Consider the following 17,511-nt stretch of genomic DNA (forward strand, 5'->3'; position numbering starts at 1 on the left):
CCGTAAAAAAGAACACTTTTTACAGATCAGGCAAAAAGCAGTAAACAAATCAGGCATACACTGGCTGGCAGAAAGTCTTCCGAACATGACTGGGTTTCACCCGGGGTTATGTACATTAAAGTCCTTTGGACTTTTTGGGGTTGCAATTTATTACGAGATCAAATAACTTTCTGACTTTTGGGACATCCTCCATCCAGTTATTCTTATTATTCGATATAGGCTATAGAGGCCTTGGCTCTTATTGGACTTTTTTCTGTGGGTATTTGCGGAAGAAACTCCACCATTTCAGTTTAAGGACGCCGAACAATGCTTCTCCGAAAATAGAAGAGTTCATTTTTGAAACCCCTAAAACACGGTTGATAAAGACAATAGGTACTTCTATGATTTTAAATCCGCATTTATAGGCAGTGAATTTCATTTCGACCTGGAAGGCATATCCTTTAAAATGGATCTTGTCTAATTCGATTGTTTCCAGTACCTGACGGCGATAGCATTTGAAACCGGCTGTGGTATCTTTGATATGCATTCCGGTAATCATCCGGACATAAACAGAGGCGAAATAAGACATCAGTACACGTCCTAACGGCCAGTTTACCACATTTACTCCTTTAATATAACGGGAGCCAACAGCTACATCAGCGCCTTGTTCCGTACATGCTTCATATAAACGGGGTAAATCTTTCGGGTTGTGGCTAAAATCAGCATCCATCTCAAAAATGTATGCATATTGGTGTTCTAAGGCCCACTTGAAACCACAGATATAAGCGGTTCCCAAGCCTTGTTTGCCTTGACGCTCAACTAAGAAAAGGCGCTCAGGGAATTCCCTCTGGAGGGAACGCACAATATCGGCTGTGCCATCTGGTGAGCCGTCGTCAATAATTAATATATGAAATAATTTTTCCAGGCCAAATACGGCGCGGATAATATTTTCAATGTTCTCTTTTTCGTTGTAAGTCGGGATTATAACAATACTATCTGCCATCATTATACAATTTCGTTCTCAATTTTAGTTGAATCAATACAAGGGACGGTTTAAACTGGACTTCTCTTTTTCTATATCTTGTCTAAGAACGCGAAGGTACGCATTTTAATTCATTTAAGGCTTTCCTGACTTCTATTTTGTACAAAATACCTACCTTTGCATAAAGAATGTATTAGTTTGGAAGTACAACAATTACTTAGTATATATGCCGCTCATCCACAAATAGCTGCATTAGAAACGCTCATACAAAACGATACGACCCGTACAATTTTTCTGAAAGGACTTGGCGGTTCTGGGGCGGCAATGGTTATAGCTTCTCTTTTTATAAAAGAGAGAGGGTGTTATGTGTGTGTCTTAAATGATTTGGAGGAAGCGGGTTATTTTTATCACGATCTGATTCAGCTGACAGGCAGCAGTAGTGTTTATTTTTTCCCTTCGGCTTACCGGCGATCCATTAAATACGGACATGTTGATCCGGCCAATGAGATTTTACGCACGGAGGTGCTGAGTGTCTTGCAAAACCCCGGTTTGCCTTTTGTGCTTGTGACCTATCCGGATGCATTGGCCGAGAAGGTCGTTGCGCAGGATATATTGAAGGAGAATACGCTTCAGATACATGCCGGGGAGAAATTGGATAATATGTTTGTCTCGGATCTCTTGGATCAATATGGGTTCGAGCAAGTTGATTATGTGTATGAGCCGGGACAGTATGCACTGCGAGGGAGTATTCTGGATGTGTATTCTTTTTCTCATGAGTATCCTTATCGGATCGACTTTTTTGGAGATGAGGTTGAGACTATCCGAACGTTTGACGTAGAAACACAGTTGTCGAAAGAAAGACTTGACCATATCTATATCGTACCGGAGATGAGTAAAAATAGCCAGGCGAACACCTCGCTCTTGGAAGCATTGCCGGGAGATACGATCCTGGCGGCAACAGATCTGGCTTGGTGCAAGGAACGAATCGGTAGTTTATGGAATGAAGAACCGATGACAGGAGATGAAGCATCTTTTGGCAGTCAGGAAAAGATGCGGAGTCGATTGATCACGGATGAATCATTTCTTCGTACTGTCGTAAATTTCAATCGTATTTATTTTGGAGCAAAACCAATGGGGGTGGCTGACGCTGCGATTCAGTTTGCTACACAGCCACAACCGATCTTTCATAAGAATTTCAGTTTGGTTAGCGACTCTTTCCATGCCTATTTGGAAAAAGGATATACCATTTATATTCTCAGCGATGTCGAAAAGCAAACCTCCCGCATCCGGATGATATTCGAAGACCGGGAAGATGATATTCCGTTTACACCAGTGAATAAAACAATTCATGAGGGATTTTCGGACGATACGTTAAAAATATGCCTTTTCACCGATCATCAGCTGTTTGATCGTTTTCATAAATTTAGCTTGAAAAGCGATAAAGCACGTAGTGGCAAAATCACTCTTTCATTGAAAGAGTTGAATCAATTTACATCCGGTGACTATATCGTTCATATTGATCATGGAGTCGGGCAATTCGGCGGATTGGTTCGGATGGAGGTTAATGGAAAGATCCAGGAAGTGATCAAATTGATCTATCAGAATAATGATGCTATTTTTGTCAGTATTCACTCCTTGCATAAACTGTCCAAATATAAAGGAAAAGATAGTGGTGAACCTCCTAAGCTGAACAAACTCGGTACAGGGGCATGGGAGAAGATGAAAGAGCGGACGAAGACAAAGGTCAAAGATATTGCCCGCGATCTGATACTGCTCTATTCCAAACGAAAACAAGAAACCGGATTTGCTTTTACTTCGGATACCTATCTCCAGAATGAACTGGAAGCCAGCTTTATATATGAAGATACGCCTGATCAGATGAAAGCAACAGCGGATGTGAAAGGGGATATGGAAAACCTCCGTCCGATGGATCGTCTGATTTGTGGGGACGTCGGTTTTGGCAAAACGGAGATCGCTATTCGTGCCGCATTTAAAGCGGTGACAGATAATAAACAGGTGGCTGTGCTTGTTCCAACGACAGTATTGGCGTTTCAGCACTATCAGACTTTTGCGGAGCGGTTGAAAGATTTCCCCTGTAAAATCGAATATATCAGCCGGGCGCGTACTGCTGGACAGATCAAAGAGGTGTTGCAGCAGGTAAAAGAAGGCAAAGTCGATATACTGATCGGCACACACCGAATTGTGAGCAAAGACGTTCAATTTAAAGATCTGGGTTTGTTGATTATCGATGAGGAACAGAAATTCGGCGTGTCGGTGAAAGAGAAATTGCGTCAGATGAAAACTAATGTGGATACATTGACGATGACGGCAACTCCTATTCCACGAACACTACAATTCTCATTGATGGGCGCCCGCGATTTGAGTAATATTACAACTCCTCCTCCCAATCGTTATCCGGTTCAGACCGAAGTGGAACGTTTTAACCCGGATATTATCCGTGAAGCGATCAACTTCGAAATGAGCCGTAACGGACAGGTCTATTTTATCAACAACCGGATTCAGAATATTCATGAGATAGAGACTTTGATCAAACGCGAAGTTCCTGATGCCCGTATAGCAATCGGACATGGACAAATGGATCCGAAGGTTTTGGAAAAAGTAATTCTTGATTTTGTCAATTATGAATGTGATGTATTGATTGCGACCAGTATTGTGGAAAATGGGATTGATGTATCAAATGCTAATACGATTATCATCAATAATGCCCACCAATTTGGTCTGTCGGATTTGCATCAGCTGCGTGGACGTGTGGGACGTAGTAACCGGAAAGCGTTCTGTTATCTGCTTTCTCCGCCACTTTCAACACTGACGCAGGAGTCTCGTCGTCGTTTACAGGCAATAGAGAACTTTTCCGAATTAGGAAGTGGTATCCATATTGCGATGCAAGATCTGGATATCCGTGGGGCAGGGAACATGTTAGGTGCTGAACAGAGCGGTTTCATCGCTGATTTGGGCTATGAGACCTATCAAAAAATCCTGGAAGAGGCTGTCGATGAATTAAAACAGGAGGAGTTTGCCGATTTGTATAAGGATTCGGCTGATAATATCCCGGATAGCGGGAAGGCGTATGTGCGTGAAACGTATATTGAAAGCGATCTGGAACTGATGTTTCCACCGACTTATATACCCAACGATTCGGAACGGATAACACTTTATCGAGAACTGGATAATATGGAACAGGAGCGTGATATTCTGACCTTTACCGAGCGGTTGAAGGATCGGTTTGGGCAGATTCCGAAAGAAGGCAAAGAGTTGATACGTATTGTTCGTTTACGCCGTATGGCCAAGAATCTCGGAATAGAAAAGGTGGTACTTAAAAAAGGCCAGATGAGTCTGTTTTTAGTCTCAAATTCGGAAAGCCCGTATTATCAAAGTGAAGCTTTCGATAAGTTGCTGAGATATGTACAACATCATCCGAGAGTATGTAATTTAAAAGAGCAGAATAGTAAGCGAAGCATCAGTATAAAAAATGTACCGACAGTGGAGAACGCATGTCTTATTCTGGAAGAAATAGAGAAGCCACAACCTGTACATGTTTGAAAATAATTACGAATTAATCATAGATAAGCCATGAAAAAGACATTAGTAGACTTCTTTGAAACATCCGTTAGTCGATATCCGGATAATCCTTTCTTATGGGAAAAAACTGCCGATCAGTTTGAAGCAACCACCTACACACAGGTAAAAGAACAGGTTTATGCATTAGGTGCAGGTTTAGTGGCATTAGGCGTAAAAAAAGGAGATAATATGGCGTTGCTTAGTGAAGGACGTAACGCCTGGATCATTGGCGAGTTGGCGATGTTTTATGCTGGTGCTACAAATGTCCCTTTGTCTATCAAACTGGAGGAGGCCAACGATTTACTGTTTCGTTTGCTTCATGCCGATGTAAAATATCTCATGGTGTCCGGCAATCAATTGAAGAAAATCCGGGGCATAATGAATCAACTTCCATTAGTTGAGAAGGTGATAATCTTCGATGAACAGGCGAATTATGAAGACAAAGAGATCCCTTTATCTACGCTTATAGAGATGGGTAAAGCGTATTTGGAAACTCATCCGTTAGATGAATTTCTTAAGATCGGACAATCTTTACAAAATGATGATTATGCGACTATCACCTACACATCCGGAACGACTGCTGATCCGAAAGGTGTTGTATTGACCCATCGTAATTATACGGCAAATGTAGAGCAGGCATTAAGTTGTGTCGATATTGATGAAAGCTGGCGGACATTAATTATTCTTCCATTAGATCACTGTTTTGCACACGTCGTCGGTTTTTATATTTTTATGCATAAGGGAGCATCTGTAGCTACTGTTCAAGTCGGAAAAACCGGAATGGAAACGTTAAAAAACATTCCAATCAACATCAAAGAATTCAAACCTTATTTGATCTTGAGTGTACCTGCTCTGGCGAAAAATTTCAAAAAGAATATCGAACAGGGTATCCGGGCGAAAGGGAAAATGGCGATGCGTCTTTATCATCTCGGATTGAAAATCGGATATATCTATAATGGTGATGGAGATGACAAAGGCAGGGGCTGGCGTTTTATACTGAAGCCGTTTATCACTTTATTTGATACGATTATTTTCTCGAAAATACGTGAGAATTTTGGTGGGGAATTGAAGTTTTTCATCGGTGGCGGAGCGTTGTTGGATAAAGATCTGCAAAAATTTTATTATGCGATCGGTTTGCCGATGTATCAGGGGTATGGTTTGAGTGAAGCGACTCCTGTGATATCAACAAATGGTCCGTACCGTCACAAATTCGGAAGTAGCGGGGTGCTTGTTCAACCGCTTGATGTAAAAATTTGTGACATTGAAGGGAAAGAACTACCGATCGGAGAGAAAGGAGAGATCGTTGTGCGTGGTGAGAATGTGATGTCTGGATATTGGAAAAACCCTGTATCCACCGCAGAAACGGTTAGGGATGGTTGGCTGTATACGGGTGATATGGGCTATATGAGTCAAGACGGATTATTATATGTGCTTGGCCGTTTTAAGAGTCTTTTGATAGGTAGTGATGGCGAAAAATATAGTCCGGAAGGCATCGAAGAAGCATTGGTTGAACACTCTTCAACAATCGATCAGATCATTTTATATAACAACCAGAATCCGTATACAGTAGCCTTGATCGTACCCAATAAAGAACGATTAAATCGGCATTTATCGCATCAGCATCTTGACCCGGACTCTATTGAAGGAAAAGAAGCTGCTTTGAAAGTCATTCAACATCAATTAGACCGTTTTAGAAAAGGAGGGGAGTTTGCCTCGATGTTTCCTGATCGCTGGTTACCCGCAGCTTTTGCCGTTTTACCGGAAGCATTTACCGAACAGAACGGGTTGGTGAACAGTTCCCTTAAAATAGTAAGAGGGAAAGTCGAAACGAAGTATGCCGATCGTATTGATCATCTGTATACTCCGGAAGGGAAAAATCCATATAACGTCAAAAATATAGCATCAATTTAATAAGTAACATTTTTATGAGGGCAAAAATGATTTTGTTTGTGCTGCTGGGTAGCGCATGGATAACAACGGCTCCGTTGTTGGCTGAAAAATTAGTCAAGCAGGAAATATCGACAGGTTGGACTTTCAAGCAGGTGAGAGGGAATAATTGGTATCCCGCCACTGTTCCGGGGGTGGTTCAGTCGGACTTGATGGATAATGGAATTATCGAAGATCCCTTTTTTCGGTTGAACGAAAGAGGGATCCAGTGGGTCGACAAGGAAGACTGGGAGTATAAAACAACGCTTACTGTTTCGCCCGAACTATTTTCAAAAGAGAATATTGAACTTGATTTTAAAGGCTTAGACACTTATGCTGATGTCTACCTGAATGACTCGTGTATACTCCGGGCAGATAATATGTTCCGCGAGTGGCGGGTAGATGTGAAAAGTCTGTTGAAAAGAGGCGATAATGAGTTACGTATCTATTTTCATTCGCCGATAAAAGTCGATACTCCGAAATTTGATGCCTTGAAATACCCGATAGAATCGGCAAATGACCAATCGGAAAATGGAGGTGTTTTTGATAAAAAGGTTGGAGTCTTTGCCCGGAAAGCCGGATATCATTATGGATGGGACTGGGGGCCGCGTATTGTGACCAGTGGGATATGGCGTCCTGTCTATCTGGTAGGGTGGAACAGTGCACGCATCGATCATATTCATTATATGCAGGAGCGTGTGACGGCTCGCCGGGCAAATATCAAAACAAAAACCCAGGTGATAGCCGATAAAGCGTGTCAGGCTACATGGACGATTCAGGCAGAAGGCATTGAAAAGGTATGGACAAAAAATGTGCAATTGACAAAAGGAGTGAATCTGATCGAGAATGAGCTGGTGATCGATAATCCGCAATTATGGTGGTCGAATGGTTTAGGAAAAGCGCACTTGTATCCGTTTAAGGCTACGTTGATAATCGACGGTGAAATCGCAGATTCTAAAGAAGATGATATCGGAATCCGCAGCCTGAAAGTCGTTCATGAAAAAGATGTGGAAGGGCATACTTTTCATTTTGAACTGAATGGAGTAAAGGTGTTTGCCAAAGGTGCTAACTATATTCCTCAGGATAACTTTTTGCCCCGCGTAACAGACGAACGTTATGAAAAAACAATTCTGGATGCGGTCAACGCCAATATGAATATGCTTCGTATCTGGGGAGGAGGTATTTATGAAAACAAAATTTTCTATGATCTGTGTGATAAATACGGTATACTGGTTTGGCAGGACTTTATGTTTGCTTGTGCAACCTATCCGATGACTCCCGATCTGTTAGAAAATATCCGTCAGGAAGCGATAGATAATGTGATCCGTTTACGCAATCATCCAAGTCTCGCTATATGGTGTGGGAATAATGAAATTCATACAGCCTGGTTTAATTGGGGCTGGATGCAGAAGTATGAAAAATTGGGTGTATTGGGAGAGATGCGGAAAGATTATAAAGATGTCTTTCATGGGGTGTTGCCGGAAGTGGTAGAAATGTATGATCCGACAGCATTCTACTGGCCTTCTTCTCCATACGGAGGGGAGCCGGATGAGCGTTGCGAAACAGGGCAGGTCTTGTGGAATCCAAATGGTGATGCACATTATTGGGGCGTATGGCATGCCCGCGACTCAATTGCCAATTACAATAAAATTCGCTCTCGTTTCTTTTCAGAATATGGTTTTCAATCATTCCCCGAATATCAGTCGGTGTTGAAGTATGCACCTGAAAAGCGAGATCACGATATCTATTCGGATGTGATGATGGCTCATCAGCGGGGTGGTAGTCATGCCAATGGATTGATTGAGTGGTATCTGTTGAATGAATATCGCAAACCAAAAGATTTTCCGAACTTCCTGTATATGGGGCAGTTGTTACAAGGTGATGCGATAAAAACAGCGATTGAAGCGCATCGTCGGGATATGCCCTATTGTATGGGTACTTTATATTGGCAACACAACGATTGTTGGCCAGTAGCCTCCTGGTCGAGCCGTGATTATTATGGCCGTTGGAAGGCGCAGCACTATTTTGCCAAAAAAGCATTTGAAGATATTCTTGTCTCTCCGATCAACGAAGAGGGTCGTTTGAAGATTTATATCGTGTCTGATCGCTTAAAGTCGGCCAAAGGAACACTTCGGGTTCGGATAATGGATTTACAGGGAAATATCATCTTCCAGAAAAAACAAAATGTCTCTTTACCCATTAATGCAAGTAAAGTGCATTTTAACACCCCATTGGATGAATTGTTAAAAGGGAAGAATCAGAACGAACTTGTTGTTGCAGCAGATTTTATAGAAAATGGAAATAGTGGTAAAACATATTCAAATAATTATTTCCTTAGCCGGTATAAAGATATTGAATTCCCCAAAGCTGATATCCGGATGAGTTCTGTCGCAAATGGCGATGGTTATGATGTGACTCTAAGCAGTCAGACATTTGCCCGTGGCCTCTTTTTGAGTATAGAAGGAATCGATAATTTCTTTTCGGATAATTATTTTGACCTGTTGCCAGGCGAAAGCAAAACAATTCATGTAACGACAACATTGGATAAGGCTACTTTCGACAAACAGCTGAAGAGTGAAAGTATTGCGGATGCGTATTAAAAGATATGATTTTATGAAGCAGTTTTTTTGTTCGTTACTGTTATTACCCTTCTTTTTTTCTCATTTATCCTGCAAACCGAAGCAAGAAAACGGCCCTTTGTCGCTGAAGGTCATGAGTTTTAATATCTGGCATGGTGGAGGAAAATCAGTTGAGGCAACCGGTCGTGTTTTCTTTGAAAGCGGAGCGGATATTATCGGTGTTCAGGAATCGTTCCGGGATGAAAAAAATATGGCTGTCTATCTGGCAGATAGTCTGGGTTGGTATTCGTCTGACTTAGGTGGAGGGCGATCAGTTGTTTCCCGATATCCTATTATCGGGCATTCGGCAAACAGGTTAGGGGTGAAAATACAGCTGAGTGATAATCAGTTTGTCTGGATGTTTAATGTGCATCTGATGTATTGCCCTTATGAACCCTATCAATTGAATGGAATACACTATTGCGGAGCGCCATTATTGGCCACGGCAGAGGAGGCGATAGCTTCAGCTTTATCAACCCGAAAGGCTGATGTAGAGATGAATATATCAGATATACTGGAGGTTCGGAAAGAAGGTTATCCGATCTTTTTGACGGGCGACTTCAATGAACCCTCCTGTTTGGATTGGACGGCAAAGGCTGTTGAAGCCGAATTATGTAAATTGCCGGTTGTATGGCCTTCCACTCAAGCCTTTATGGAAAAAGGCGGACTGATCGATTCTTATCGTACTTTTTATACGGATGAAGTAGAACAGCCAGGATATACCTGGACACCGATTCCTGAAACAGAAGCCTATGTAGAGGTCATGGATCGTATAGATTTTGTGTTTTATAGCGGCGGAGAGAAGATCCAGTTGGTAAATGCTCAATTAGTAGGAGAGGAGGGGCCAGGAGCGGATATTTCATTTGCAGATTTTCCCTCTGATCACCGGGCTGTTCTTTCTTCTTTTGTATTGTTTTGAGAAGGGGTTTGAATCGTTTTTTTTAAAGCAGTCTGATTTTTTTTGACGAAGGTAGGTCTGTTTTCTGTTAGAGGTACGTCTAAAATGATTTAGACGTACCTCTAAATGTATTTACACCTACCTCTAAACAAATTTAGACGTACCTCTAACAGAAAAGTGTTCATTAGGATATACTTTATCTATCGTGATGAATCTGTAAAATGGTCTGCATACAATTGTATTGTGTTGTGAAATGGTCGATGAATAGGGCGATTTTTTTTGACTTTGATCTCGCATGAAGCGAAACAATACATAGTCGGAGTATATGATCTTTTCCAGTAGGCTTTGTGCTGTTTTTCTATAAAAAAATAAGGCAACTCTAAAAACAGAGTTGCCTTATTTGGTAAGTATATTCTCAAAAGAGAATTATTTAATCTCTTTTTCCTCTTTCATATCCAGTTCATTCTTGTCGGTATCATAAAACTTGTACTCAAGAAATCCCAGGCTCTGATCGGGAATAACTTTCAGGCTATGAGTGTACTTTAATTTCCACTTCATGCTCAGGGGCATTAACCCCTTATTCACAAACGCTGCGACATAAGGATGTACGTGCAGGGTGAATTTCTTCACATTATGTTTGTTTACCAGACAGTCAATTTTGCCTTCTAGGCTTTCCGTAAATAGAATAGAAGGTTGTGCTGTTCCTGAACCAAAACAGGTTGGGCAAGCTTCGGACGTATCGACATCCATCTCCGGACGAACCCGTTGGCGGGTGATCTGCATCAATCCGAACTTGCTTAAAGGTAAAATGTTATGCTTGGCCCGGTCGTTTACCATGGCTTTCGACATATGTTCAAATAGCTTTTGCCGGTTGCCAGCTTCTCCCATATCAATGAAGTCTACGACAATGATTCCTCCTAAATCACGAAGTCTTAATTGTCGTGCAATTTCATCTGCTGCTGTCATATTTACGTCGATAGCTGTTTTCTCTTGGGCATCACTGCCTTTAGAGCGATTGCCGCTATTTACGTCTATCACATGCATGGCTTCGGTATGTTCGATGATAAGATATGCTCCACTTTTATAAGTTACTGTACGGCCAAATAACGATTTGATCTGTTTGGTTATACCGAAATTGTCGAAGATGGGAAGTTCTCCGCCATACAGCTGTACGATATTTTCACGTCCGGGGGCGATTAGGCTGACATAGTCGCGCACGCTATTGTACACATCTTTGTCGTTGACGTGAATGTTCTGGAAAGATGGGTTAAAAATGTCTCGTAATAAAGCAACTGTACGAGCTGTCTCTTCATAGACAATAGCAGGAATTTTGGCTTTAGGTACTTTGGCAATATTATCTTCCCAACGTTTAACTAATGTTCTGAGTTCGTGATCGAGTTCGGCAACACGTTTACCTTCCGAAGAGGTACGAACGATTACGCTGAAATTCTTCGGTTTAATACTTTGGATTAATTGGCGTAAACGTGCCCGTTCTTCGCTTGATTTGATTTTTGTGGATACGGAAACCTTATCAGAAAAAGGGATAAGCACGATGTATCTTCCGGCAAAAGAGAGCTCGGAAGTTAATCGGGGGCCTTTGGTTGATATGGGTTCTTTGGCTATTTGAACCAACACTTCCTGACCGACCTTAAGCACATCACTGATACTACCGTTTTTTTCGATCTCCGGTAATATCTGCGTTTTTGCGATTAAAGGTGTTTTCTTTGGATCGCCCAATGTCTGTTTCAGGAATTTCTGCTGGGTGTTGAAATGTGGACCTAAGTCCTGATAGTGAAGAAATGCATCCTTTTTATATCCTACATCAATGAAAGCAGCATTTAGCCCGGGCATCAGTTTTTTTACTTTACCAAGGTAGATATCGCCAACAGCAAACGAAACATTGCGTGCTTCTTTCTGAAGTTCCACAAGATTTTTGTCTTCTAAAACGGCAATAGAAACCTCTTTGGGCTTTACGTCAACTACTAATTCACTAATCACTGATAATAAACAGGGTGTTTTAAACGATGACCTTTATACATACAGAAAGAACAAACTTAAAAGGTCATTTATTAAGTTTGTTCTTTGTCGTTTCGTGTAAATAGACACACTTATTTCTTCTTATGTCTATTCTTCTTTAGTCTTTTTTTACGCTTGTGCGTTGACATCTTATGTCTTTTTCTTTTCTTTCCGCTTGGCATCTTGAATAGATTTTATTGATTTATAATTATTTATGATTCTTTACGTCGTTGATAAACGTCTTCGCTGGTTTGAAAGACGGAATATTGTGCTCCGGTATGATGATCGTTGTATTTTTTGAAATATTACGAGCTGTTTTCTGAGCTCTTTTCTTTACGATAAAGCTACCAAAACCTCTCAGGTATACATTATCACCTTGTGCCAACGACTCTTTTACGATCTCCATAAAAGATTCCACACTGGCTAATACCGTTGATTTATCAATCCCGGTGCTTTTTGAAATTTCGCTTACAATGTCTGCTTTAGTCATGTCTCTAAAATTAAAATATTATTCTTACTGGACTATTAATTTTTTGGATTGCAAATATATAGCTTTTTATTTAAGTGTAAAAACAATTGTCTTGCAATTTTTTAGAAAAAAGAGTTTCCTTCTCATTTTAACTCCTTATGTTTGTAAGAATTATCGTAGTTATCTGTGAGAGTTCGATGAAAAAAGCGCCAGTAAATGAAGCCGGATTTATCAGTAAAATGCTGATAATATGGTATGATAAGCATAAGAGAGACTTGCCTTGGCGGAAGTCGACGGATCCATATATTATATGGGTGTCTGAAATTATTCTTCAGCAGACCCGTGTCGATCAAGGAAAAGATTATTTCGAACGTTTTACCGGACGTTTTCCGGATATCTCCTCTTTGGCCAACGCCTCAGAAGATGATGTGTTAAAATATTGGCAAGGACTTGGTTATTATAGTCGGGCCAGAAATATGCATACGGCGGCAAAAATGATTGTTGAAAAGTATGATGGCATATTCCCTGCTGATTATAAGACTATTTTATCCTTGAGGGGAATAGGGGAGTATACGGCTGCGGCAATCGCTTCTTTTGTCTGGAATCAACCTTGTCCGGTGGTTGACGGAAATGTTTTTCGTGTCTTGGCGCGTTTATTTGCCATTGATACGCCTGTTGATACTACTGCGGGTAAAAAAATCTTTTTCGATTTGGCTGGCAGTATACTTGATCCGCAATATGCGGGAGTACACAACCAGGCTATTATGGAATTTGGTGCATTACAGTGTGTTCCTCGTAATCCGGAATGTCTGATTTGTCCGTTAATGAATATCTGTATAGCCTATGCTTCCGGTGAGGTACAAAACTATCCTGTTAAACGGCATAAAACAAAAACACGAAATCGGTATTTTCATTATTTCTACATTGTATATAATGGTTATACCTGGCTTCATCGGCGTGAAGGTAAAGATATATGGAATGGTCTTTATGAATTTCCATTGATAGAAACAGAGTCTCCAATGGATTTCAGTCAGCTACAGCAGACGGCTGCTTTTCAGGAACTGTTTCGACAGGCGGGACGATTGACTATTTCAACATCAAATCTTCCTATAAAACATGTTCTTTCACATCAGGTGTTGTATGCTCGTTTTTATCGTGTAGAGTTGAACGGGCAGTTGGATTCGTTGGATAATTATTTGCGTGTTTTACAGCAGGATATTGATCAGTATGCTATTCCTCGGCTGATACATATTTATTTAGAGAATTTGGATAGAAAGTTGCCAGACTAATTGATTTTGTTTTTCTTTGTATATCTAAATAATCTATATCATATAGTTATGTCTTTAAATAAAGTTATTTTAATCGGAAATGTAGGCAAAGATCCGGAGGTGCGTTACTTCGATAGCGGTGCTGCCGTTGCTAATTTTCCGTTAGCCACCTCAGAGCGAGGATATACCTTAGCCAATGGAACAGTGATTCCGGAACGTACCGAATGGCACAATATCGTTGTACGACGCGACTTGGTTCAATTTGTTGAAAAATGGGTCAAAAAAGGATCACAAGTTTATCTGGAAGGAAAAATACGTAGCCGGAGTTATGATGATCAAAGTGGAGTGAAGCGATATGTGACCGAGATCAATGCTGACCGGTTGGAATTTTATAGTTCAGGCAGCCGACCAACAGGATCAACCGATACGACCCAGACTACTACTCAGCCGGTGGATACTCAGGTACCGCAGGCTTCTTCTTATCAGCAACCGACAACTCCACAGGGTGGAGATTTGGCCGAATCGAATGATGCGGATGATCTTCCATTCTAATATTGTTTAACGAATACCAGGTTCCTTGGACTCAGACTATTTTTCGAGACTATTCAGTGAAGTTATAGTATATAACATTCCTGCAGGTGCTATTCTTGCATTTAGCATTGCTACCTTATTATTAGTTATTTCAGCCTTTATCTCTGCATCAGAGGTGGGTTTTTTCTCGCTTTCACCGACACATTTGAATGAGATAAAAGAAGATAAATTTTCATCAGACAGAATCATCGGGCAGCTGCTTCAACGTTCCGAATATCTGTTGGCGGCTATTTTAATCACCAATAATTTTGTGAATGTAGCCGTCGTTATGCTTTGTGCATACGGCATCAATGTTTGGATTGACTTTTCGGCCACTCCCGTTTGGGGATTTGTCTTGCAAACCATTGTATTGACCTTTGTATTGCTTTTGTTTGGTGAGATTATGCCTAAGATCTATGCTCAACGAAATGCTTTGCGTTTCGTTCGTTTTTCTGCTCCGGTACTTAATGGAATAGAACGTATTTGTCGTCCGCTATCCAATATTTTAGTCGGTTCTTCTTCTTTTATCAGTAAGAAGTTGACCCGGAAAAAGTATGATCTTTCCGTCGATCAGCTTTCGAAAGCGTTGGAACTGACATCAGATGAAATACCTGAAGAGAAAGAAATGCTGGCGGAGATTATAAAATTTTATAATAAAACGGCCGATGAAATCATGACACCGCGTCTGGATATAGAAGATATAGAGATTAAAAGTTCTTTTCATCAGGTGATAGATTTTATTGTTCAATCAGGTTATTCCCGGATCCCGGTATATGCCGGGTCGGAAGACAATATTAAGGGAATTTTGTATATCAAGGACTTACTTCCATATATTGAGAAGCCGGAAGGTTTTCGTTGGCAGAGTTTAATACGTCCGGCTTATTTTGTGCCGGAAACGAAGAAGATAGATGATCTGTTGGAGGAGTTTCGAACCAATAAGATTCATATGGCTATTGTAGTTGACGAATATGGAGGGACTTCCGGAATTGTGACAATGGAAGATATTCTGGAAGAGATTGTGGGTGAAATTTCCGATGAATACGATGAAGATGAGAAACAATTTATACGGTTGGCGGATGGAAGTCTTATTTTTGAAGCGAAAATTCTGTTGACAGATTTCTTTCGGGTTACCGGAATTGATGTTTCAGCCTTTGGGAAGTTGACGGAAGAAGTAGAAACCCTTGCTGGATTATTGTTAGAGATTAAGGGAGATTTTCCTATCCGTCGTGAGATTATAGAGTACGAACACTATCGTTTTCAGATATTGGAAATCGATAACAGGCGTATCCTTAAAGTAAAATTTAATGATCTGTCCGAGGACGAAAAGAGCGATAAGGAAAAATGAAAAGGATCCTACTTTTTTGCAGCCTTTATCTAATCTGTATCTCTTGTAGCGAATATACGCCGAAGCCTCGGGGTTATGTTCGGATAGAACCATCAGAGGCTCAATATACGTTGTTGCAAATGGATGAATTGCCTTATTCTTTTCATATTTCCAATCAGGCAACAGTAGAATTACCTGCAATAGAAAATGCGGCTAATTGGATCAATGTCGCTTATCCTTCTTTGAATGCTCGAATCTATTGCAGTTATTTTCAGATTAGTCCACCGACATTTAGTCCGCTATTGGAAGAAAGTCGTGAATTGGTAGAACGTTCTGCACGCAACAGTCGGGCTATAGCGGAACAAGCGTATAATGATCCGGAAAATGCGTTGTATGCTTCGTTGTTTTTATTGGATGGAGAGTCCGCTTCTCCTGTTCAGTTTATCTTAACGGATAGTATGTATCACTTTTTCAGAGGTGCATTGTATTATGATGTTCCAATGAATGTGGATTCTTTGGCACCGTTAACAGCTTATTTAAAGGAAGATATCATTGAACTCATACAATCATTTAGCTGGAAGAAATAATGCCTTTTTTATTACAGGAAGTATCTCCTTTACGGGGAATCTGGAAAATAGAAGAATCTTCGGAAGCGCTATTGGCTCTGTTGGGAAGAGAAGAAGAGGACTTTCCCGAACTAAAACAGATGTCCAGAGAGAGTCGTCGACAGGAATGGTTGGCTACGCGCCTGTTATTAAAAGAGTTATGGGCTAGAAATTATTCTACAGCTATTCCGTCTATAAATTATCACCCATCCGGTTTGCCTTTTTTAGTGGATGAACCTTTTCATCTCAGCATCTCTCATACGAAAGGATATGTCGCTCTGCTTATTCAGGAGCAATCTTTTTCGGGAATAGATATCGAAGCACCAAGTGACCGGATTATGCGTATCCGTGAACGTTTTCTTTCAGAAGAGGAAAATGCGTCGATCAGTCTTTCTGATACAATAAACCATCTGTTTATTTATTGGTGTGCCAAGGAGACACTCTTCAAAATGATAGGAGAACAAAATGTTGATTTCATCGATCATCTTCATGTATCACCTTTTAGTTATTCTGCTTCAGGCGTATTGAAGGTTTATGAAACGCGTAGCCGTAATAAACGACATTTTAAACTGGGCTATCAGGTTTGTGCTGATTTTATTTGGGTGTGGAGCTTGATTCTCTGAGAGAAAGGAAATTCTATTTGTTTTCTTTAGGCGTTACAAATGCCGTATATACCTGTAATAAAGCCGAGATAGTCAGACAAAGAATCCATTCTTTCCGGTCGGAAAACATCAAGCCGGAAGCAAAGATCATTAATAAACCGGCCATTACATTAAACTGATGGAGTCGCCTTCTTCTGAAGTCCAGATCCTTAACGGGAAAAGTCAGATAACATATCGCTATTCCGGCACTTCCAACAGCAAAGAGGTAAGGAGCAACAGCTAAATGTGTCAGATAAAGGGCAGCGCCAGCCAGACTTAATAGCGCTGCAATATTAAAGATAATCGTGCGCGTTCGTTGATTCATTTATTTGTCCTTAACGAGGTAAATCTCTTCGTTCGGTTTTTTCATGTGATACTCTTCACGGGCAAAACGCTCCAACCCTTCTTTGTCTGTATGTAGATCATTCAGTTTTTTACTGTTTATCCTGATCTCTTCCTGATACGATTTAATCTCTTTTTCCAAACTACGTATTTTTTCATCGTAGGTGTATCGTTTATACAGACTGCTGTCGCCCGCCGTAAAGGTAAGCGCCAAAAAACCGATGGTAACCAACCAATAAGCATTTATCCAAGATAAATATTTGTTGTAAAACTCCTTAATACGTGACATGGGAT

The 17,511-nt window shown here is 40.7% G+C and carries 14 protein-coding genes; 9 read left to right on the forward strand and 5 right to left on the reverse strand.

Annotated features, from left to right (window positions below):
- Positions 1 to 238: 238 nt before the first annotated feature.
- Positions 239 to 982: a polyprenol monophosphomannose synthase gene (locus M2135_RS12380; RefSeq protein ID WP_280748827.1), complete on the reverse strand. Its 744-nt coding sequence runs from the start codon at positions 980 to 982 to the stop codon at positions 239 to 241.
- Between the two features lie 177 nt (positions 983 to 1,159).
- On the opposite strand from M2135_RS12380, the gene mfd reads away from it, so the two are divergent.
- The 4 genes from mfd to M2135_RS12400 are packed head-to-tail and all read left to right on the forward strand — an operon-like array spanning position 1,160 to position 10,003.
- Entirely contained in the window at positions 1,160 to 4,522 is a 3,363-nt protein-coding gene (mfd, locus tag M2135_RS12385; protein WP_280748828.1) for a transcription-repair coupling factor, read from the forward strand.
- Positions 4,523 to 4,552: 30 nt separating this feature from the next.
- Complete coding sequence (locus tag M2135_RS12390; RefSeq protein WP_280748829.1) at positions 4,553 to 6,451, forward strand: AMP-binding protein; 1,899 nt, start codon at positions 4,553 to 4,555, stop codon at positions 6,449 to 6,451.
- 14 nt (positions 6,452 to 6,465) lie between these two features.
- Positions 6,466 to 9,066, forward strand: a complete 2,601-nt coding sequence (locus M2135_RS12395; protein WP_348537116.1) for a glycoside hydrolase family 2 protein — start codon at positions 6,466 to 6,468, stop codon at positions 9,064 to 9,066.
- Between the two features lie 13 nt (positions 9,067 to 9,079).
- On the forward strand, positions 9,080 to 10,003 hold the full coding sequence (locus M2135_RS12400) for an endonuclease/exonuclease/phosphatase family protein (RefSeq protein WP_280748831.1): 924 nt from the start codon (positions 9,080 to 9,082) through the stop codon (positions 10,001 to 10,003).
- Positions 10,004 to 10,408: 405 nt separating this feature from the next.
- Here M2135_RS12400 and M2135_RS12405 read toward each other — a convergent pair whose 3' ends face one another.
- Positions 10,409 to 11,980 carry an Rne/Rng family ribonuclease gene (locus M2135_RS12405; protein WP_280748832.1) on the reverse strand — a complete coding sequence of 524 codons (1,572 nt, stop codon included), beginning with the start codon at positions 11,978 to 11,980 and terminating at the stop codon, positions 10,409 to 10,411.
- A gap of 226 nt (positions 11,981 to 12,206) precedes the next feature.
- Positions 12,207 to 12,488: an HU family DNA-binding protein gene (locus M2135_RS12410; RefSeq protein ID WP_280748833.1), complete on the reverse strand. Its 282-nt coding sequence runs from the start codon at positions 12,486 to 12,488 to the stop codon at positions 12,207 to 12,209.
- A 176-nt stretch (positions 12,489 to 12,664) separates the two neighbouring features.
- On the opposite strand from M2135_RS12410, the gene mutY reads away from it, so the two are divergent.
- Genes mutY through M2135_RS12435 form a run of 5 tightly spaced genes read left to right on the forward strand, consistent with a single transcriptional unit; the run spans position 12,665 to position 16,857 of the window.
- Complete coding sequence (gene mutY, locus M2135_RS12415; protein ID WP_280748874.1) at positions 12,665 to 13,756, forward strand: A/G-specific adenine glycosylase; 1,092 nt, start codon at positions 12,665 to 12,667, stop codon at positions 13,754 to 13,756.
- A gap of 48 nt (positions 13,757 to 13,804) precedes the next feature.
- Positions 13,805 to 14,287, forward strand: coding sequence for a single-stranded DNA-binding protein (gene ssb / locus M2135_RS12420; protein WP_280748834.1), 483 nt, complete (start codon positions 13,805 to 13,807; stop codon positions 14,285 to 14,287).
- Positions 14,288 to 14,312: 25 nt separating this feature from the next.
- Positions 14,313 to 15,650 carry a gliding motility-associated protein GldE gene (gene gldE / locus M2135_RS12425; protein ID WP_280748835.1) on the forward strand — a complete coding sequence of 446 codons (1,338 nt, stop codon included), beginning with the start codon at positions 14,313 to 14,315 and terminating at the stop codon, positions 15,648 to 15,650.
- Positions 15,647 to 16,216, forward strand: coding sequence for a gliding motility protein GldD (locus M2135_RS12430; protein WP_280748836.1), 570 nt, complete (start codon positions 15,647 to 15,649; stop codon positions 16,214 to 16,216). The genes gldE and M2135_RS12430 overlap by 4 nt, the downstream gene beginning before the upstream one ends.
- The gene (locus M2135_RS12435) at positions 16,216 to 16,857 is read left to right on the forward strand and encodes a 4'-phosphopantetheinyl transferase superfamily protein (protein WP_280748837.1); all 642 of its coding nucleotides are present in this window, start codon (positions 16,216 to 16,218) and stop codon (positions 16,855 to 16,857) included. The genes M2135_RS12430 and M2135_RS12435 overlap by 1 nt, the downstream gene beginning before the upstream one ends.
- 13 nt (positions 16,858 to 16,870) lie before the next feature.
- Here the strand turns inward: M2135_RS12435 and M2135_RS12440 are convergent, their stop codons facing one another.
- Positions 16,871 to 17,200, reverse strand: a complete 330-nt coding sequence (locus tag M2135_RS12440) for a hypothetical protein (RefSeq protein WP_280748838.1) — start codon at positions 17,198 to 17,200, stop codon at positions 16,871 to 16,873.
- Positions 17,201 to 17,506, reverse strand: a complete 306-nt coding sequence (locus M2135_RS12445) for a septum formation initiator family protein (protein ID WP_280748839.1) — start codon at positions 17,504 to 17,506, stop codon at positions 17,201 to 17,203.
- Positions 17,507 to 17,511 lie beyond the last annotated feature (5 nt).

The organism is Parabacteroides sp. PF5-9, assembly GCF_029893105.1.
Lineage (GTDB): Bacteria > Bacteroidota > Bacteroidia > Bacteroidales > Tannerellaceae > JARXWG01.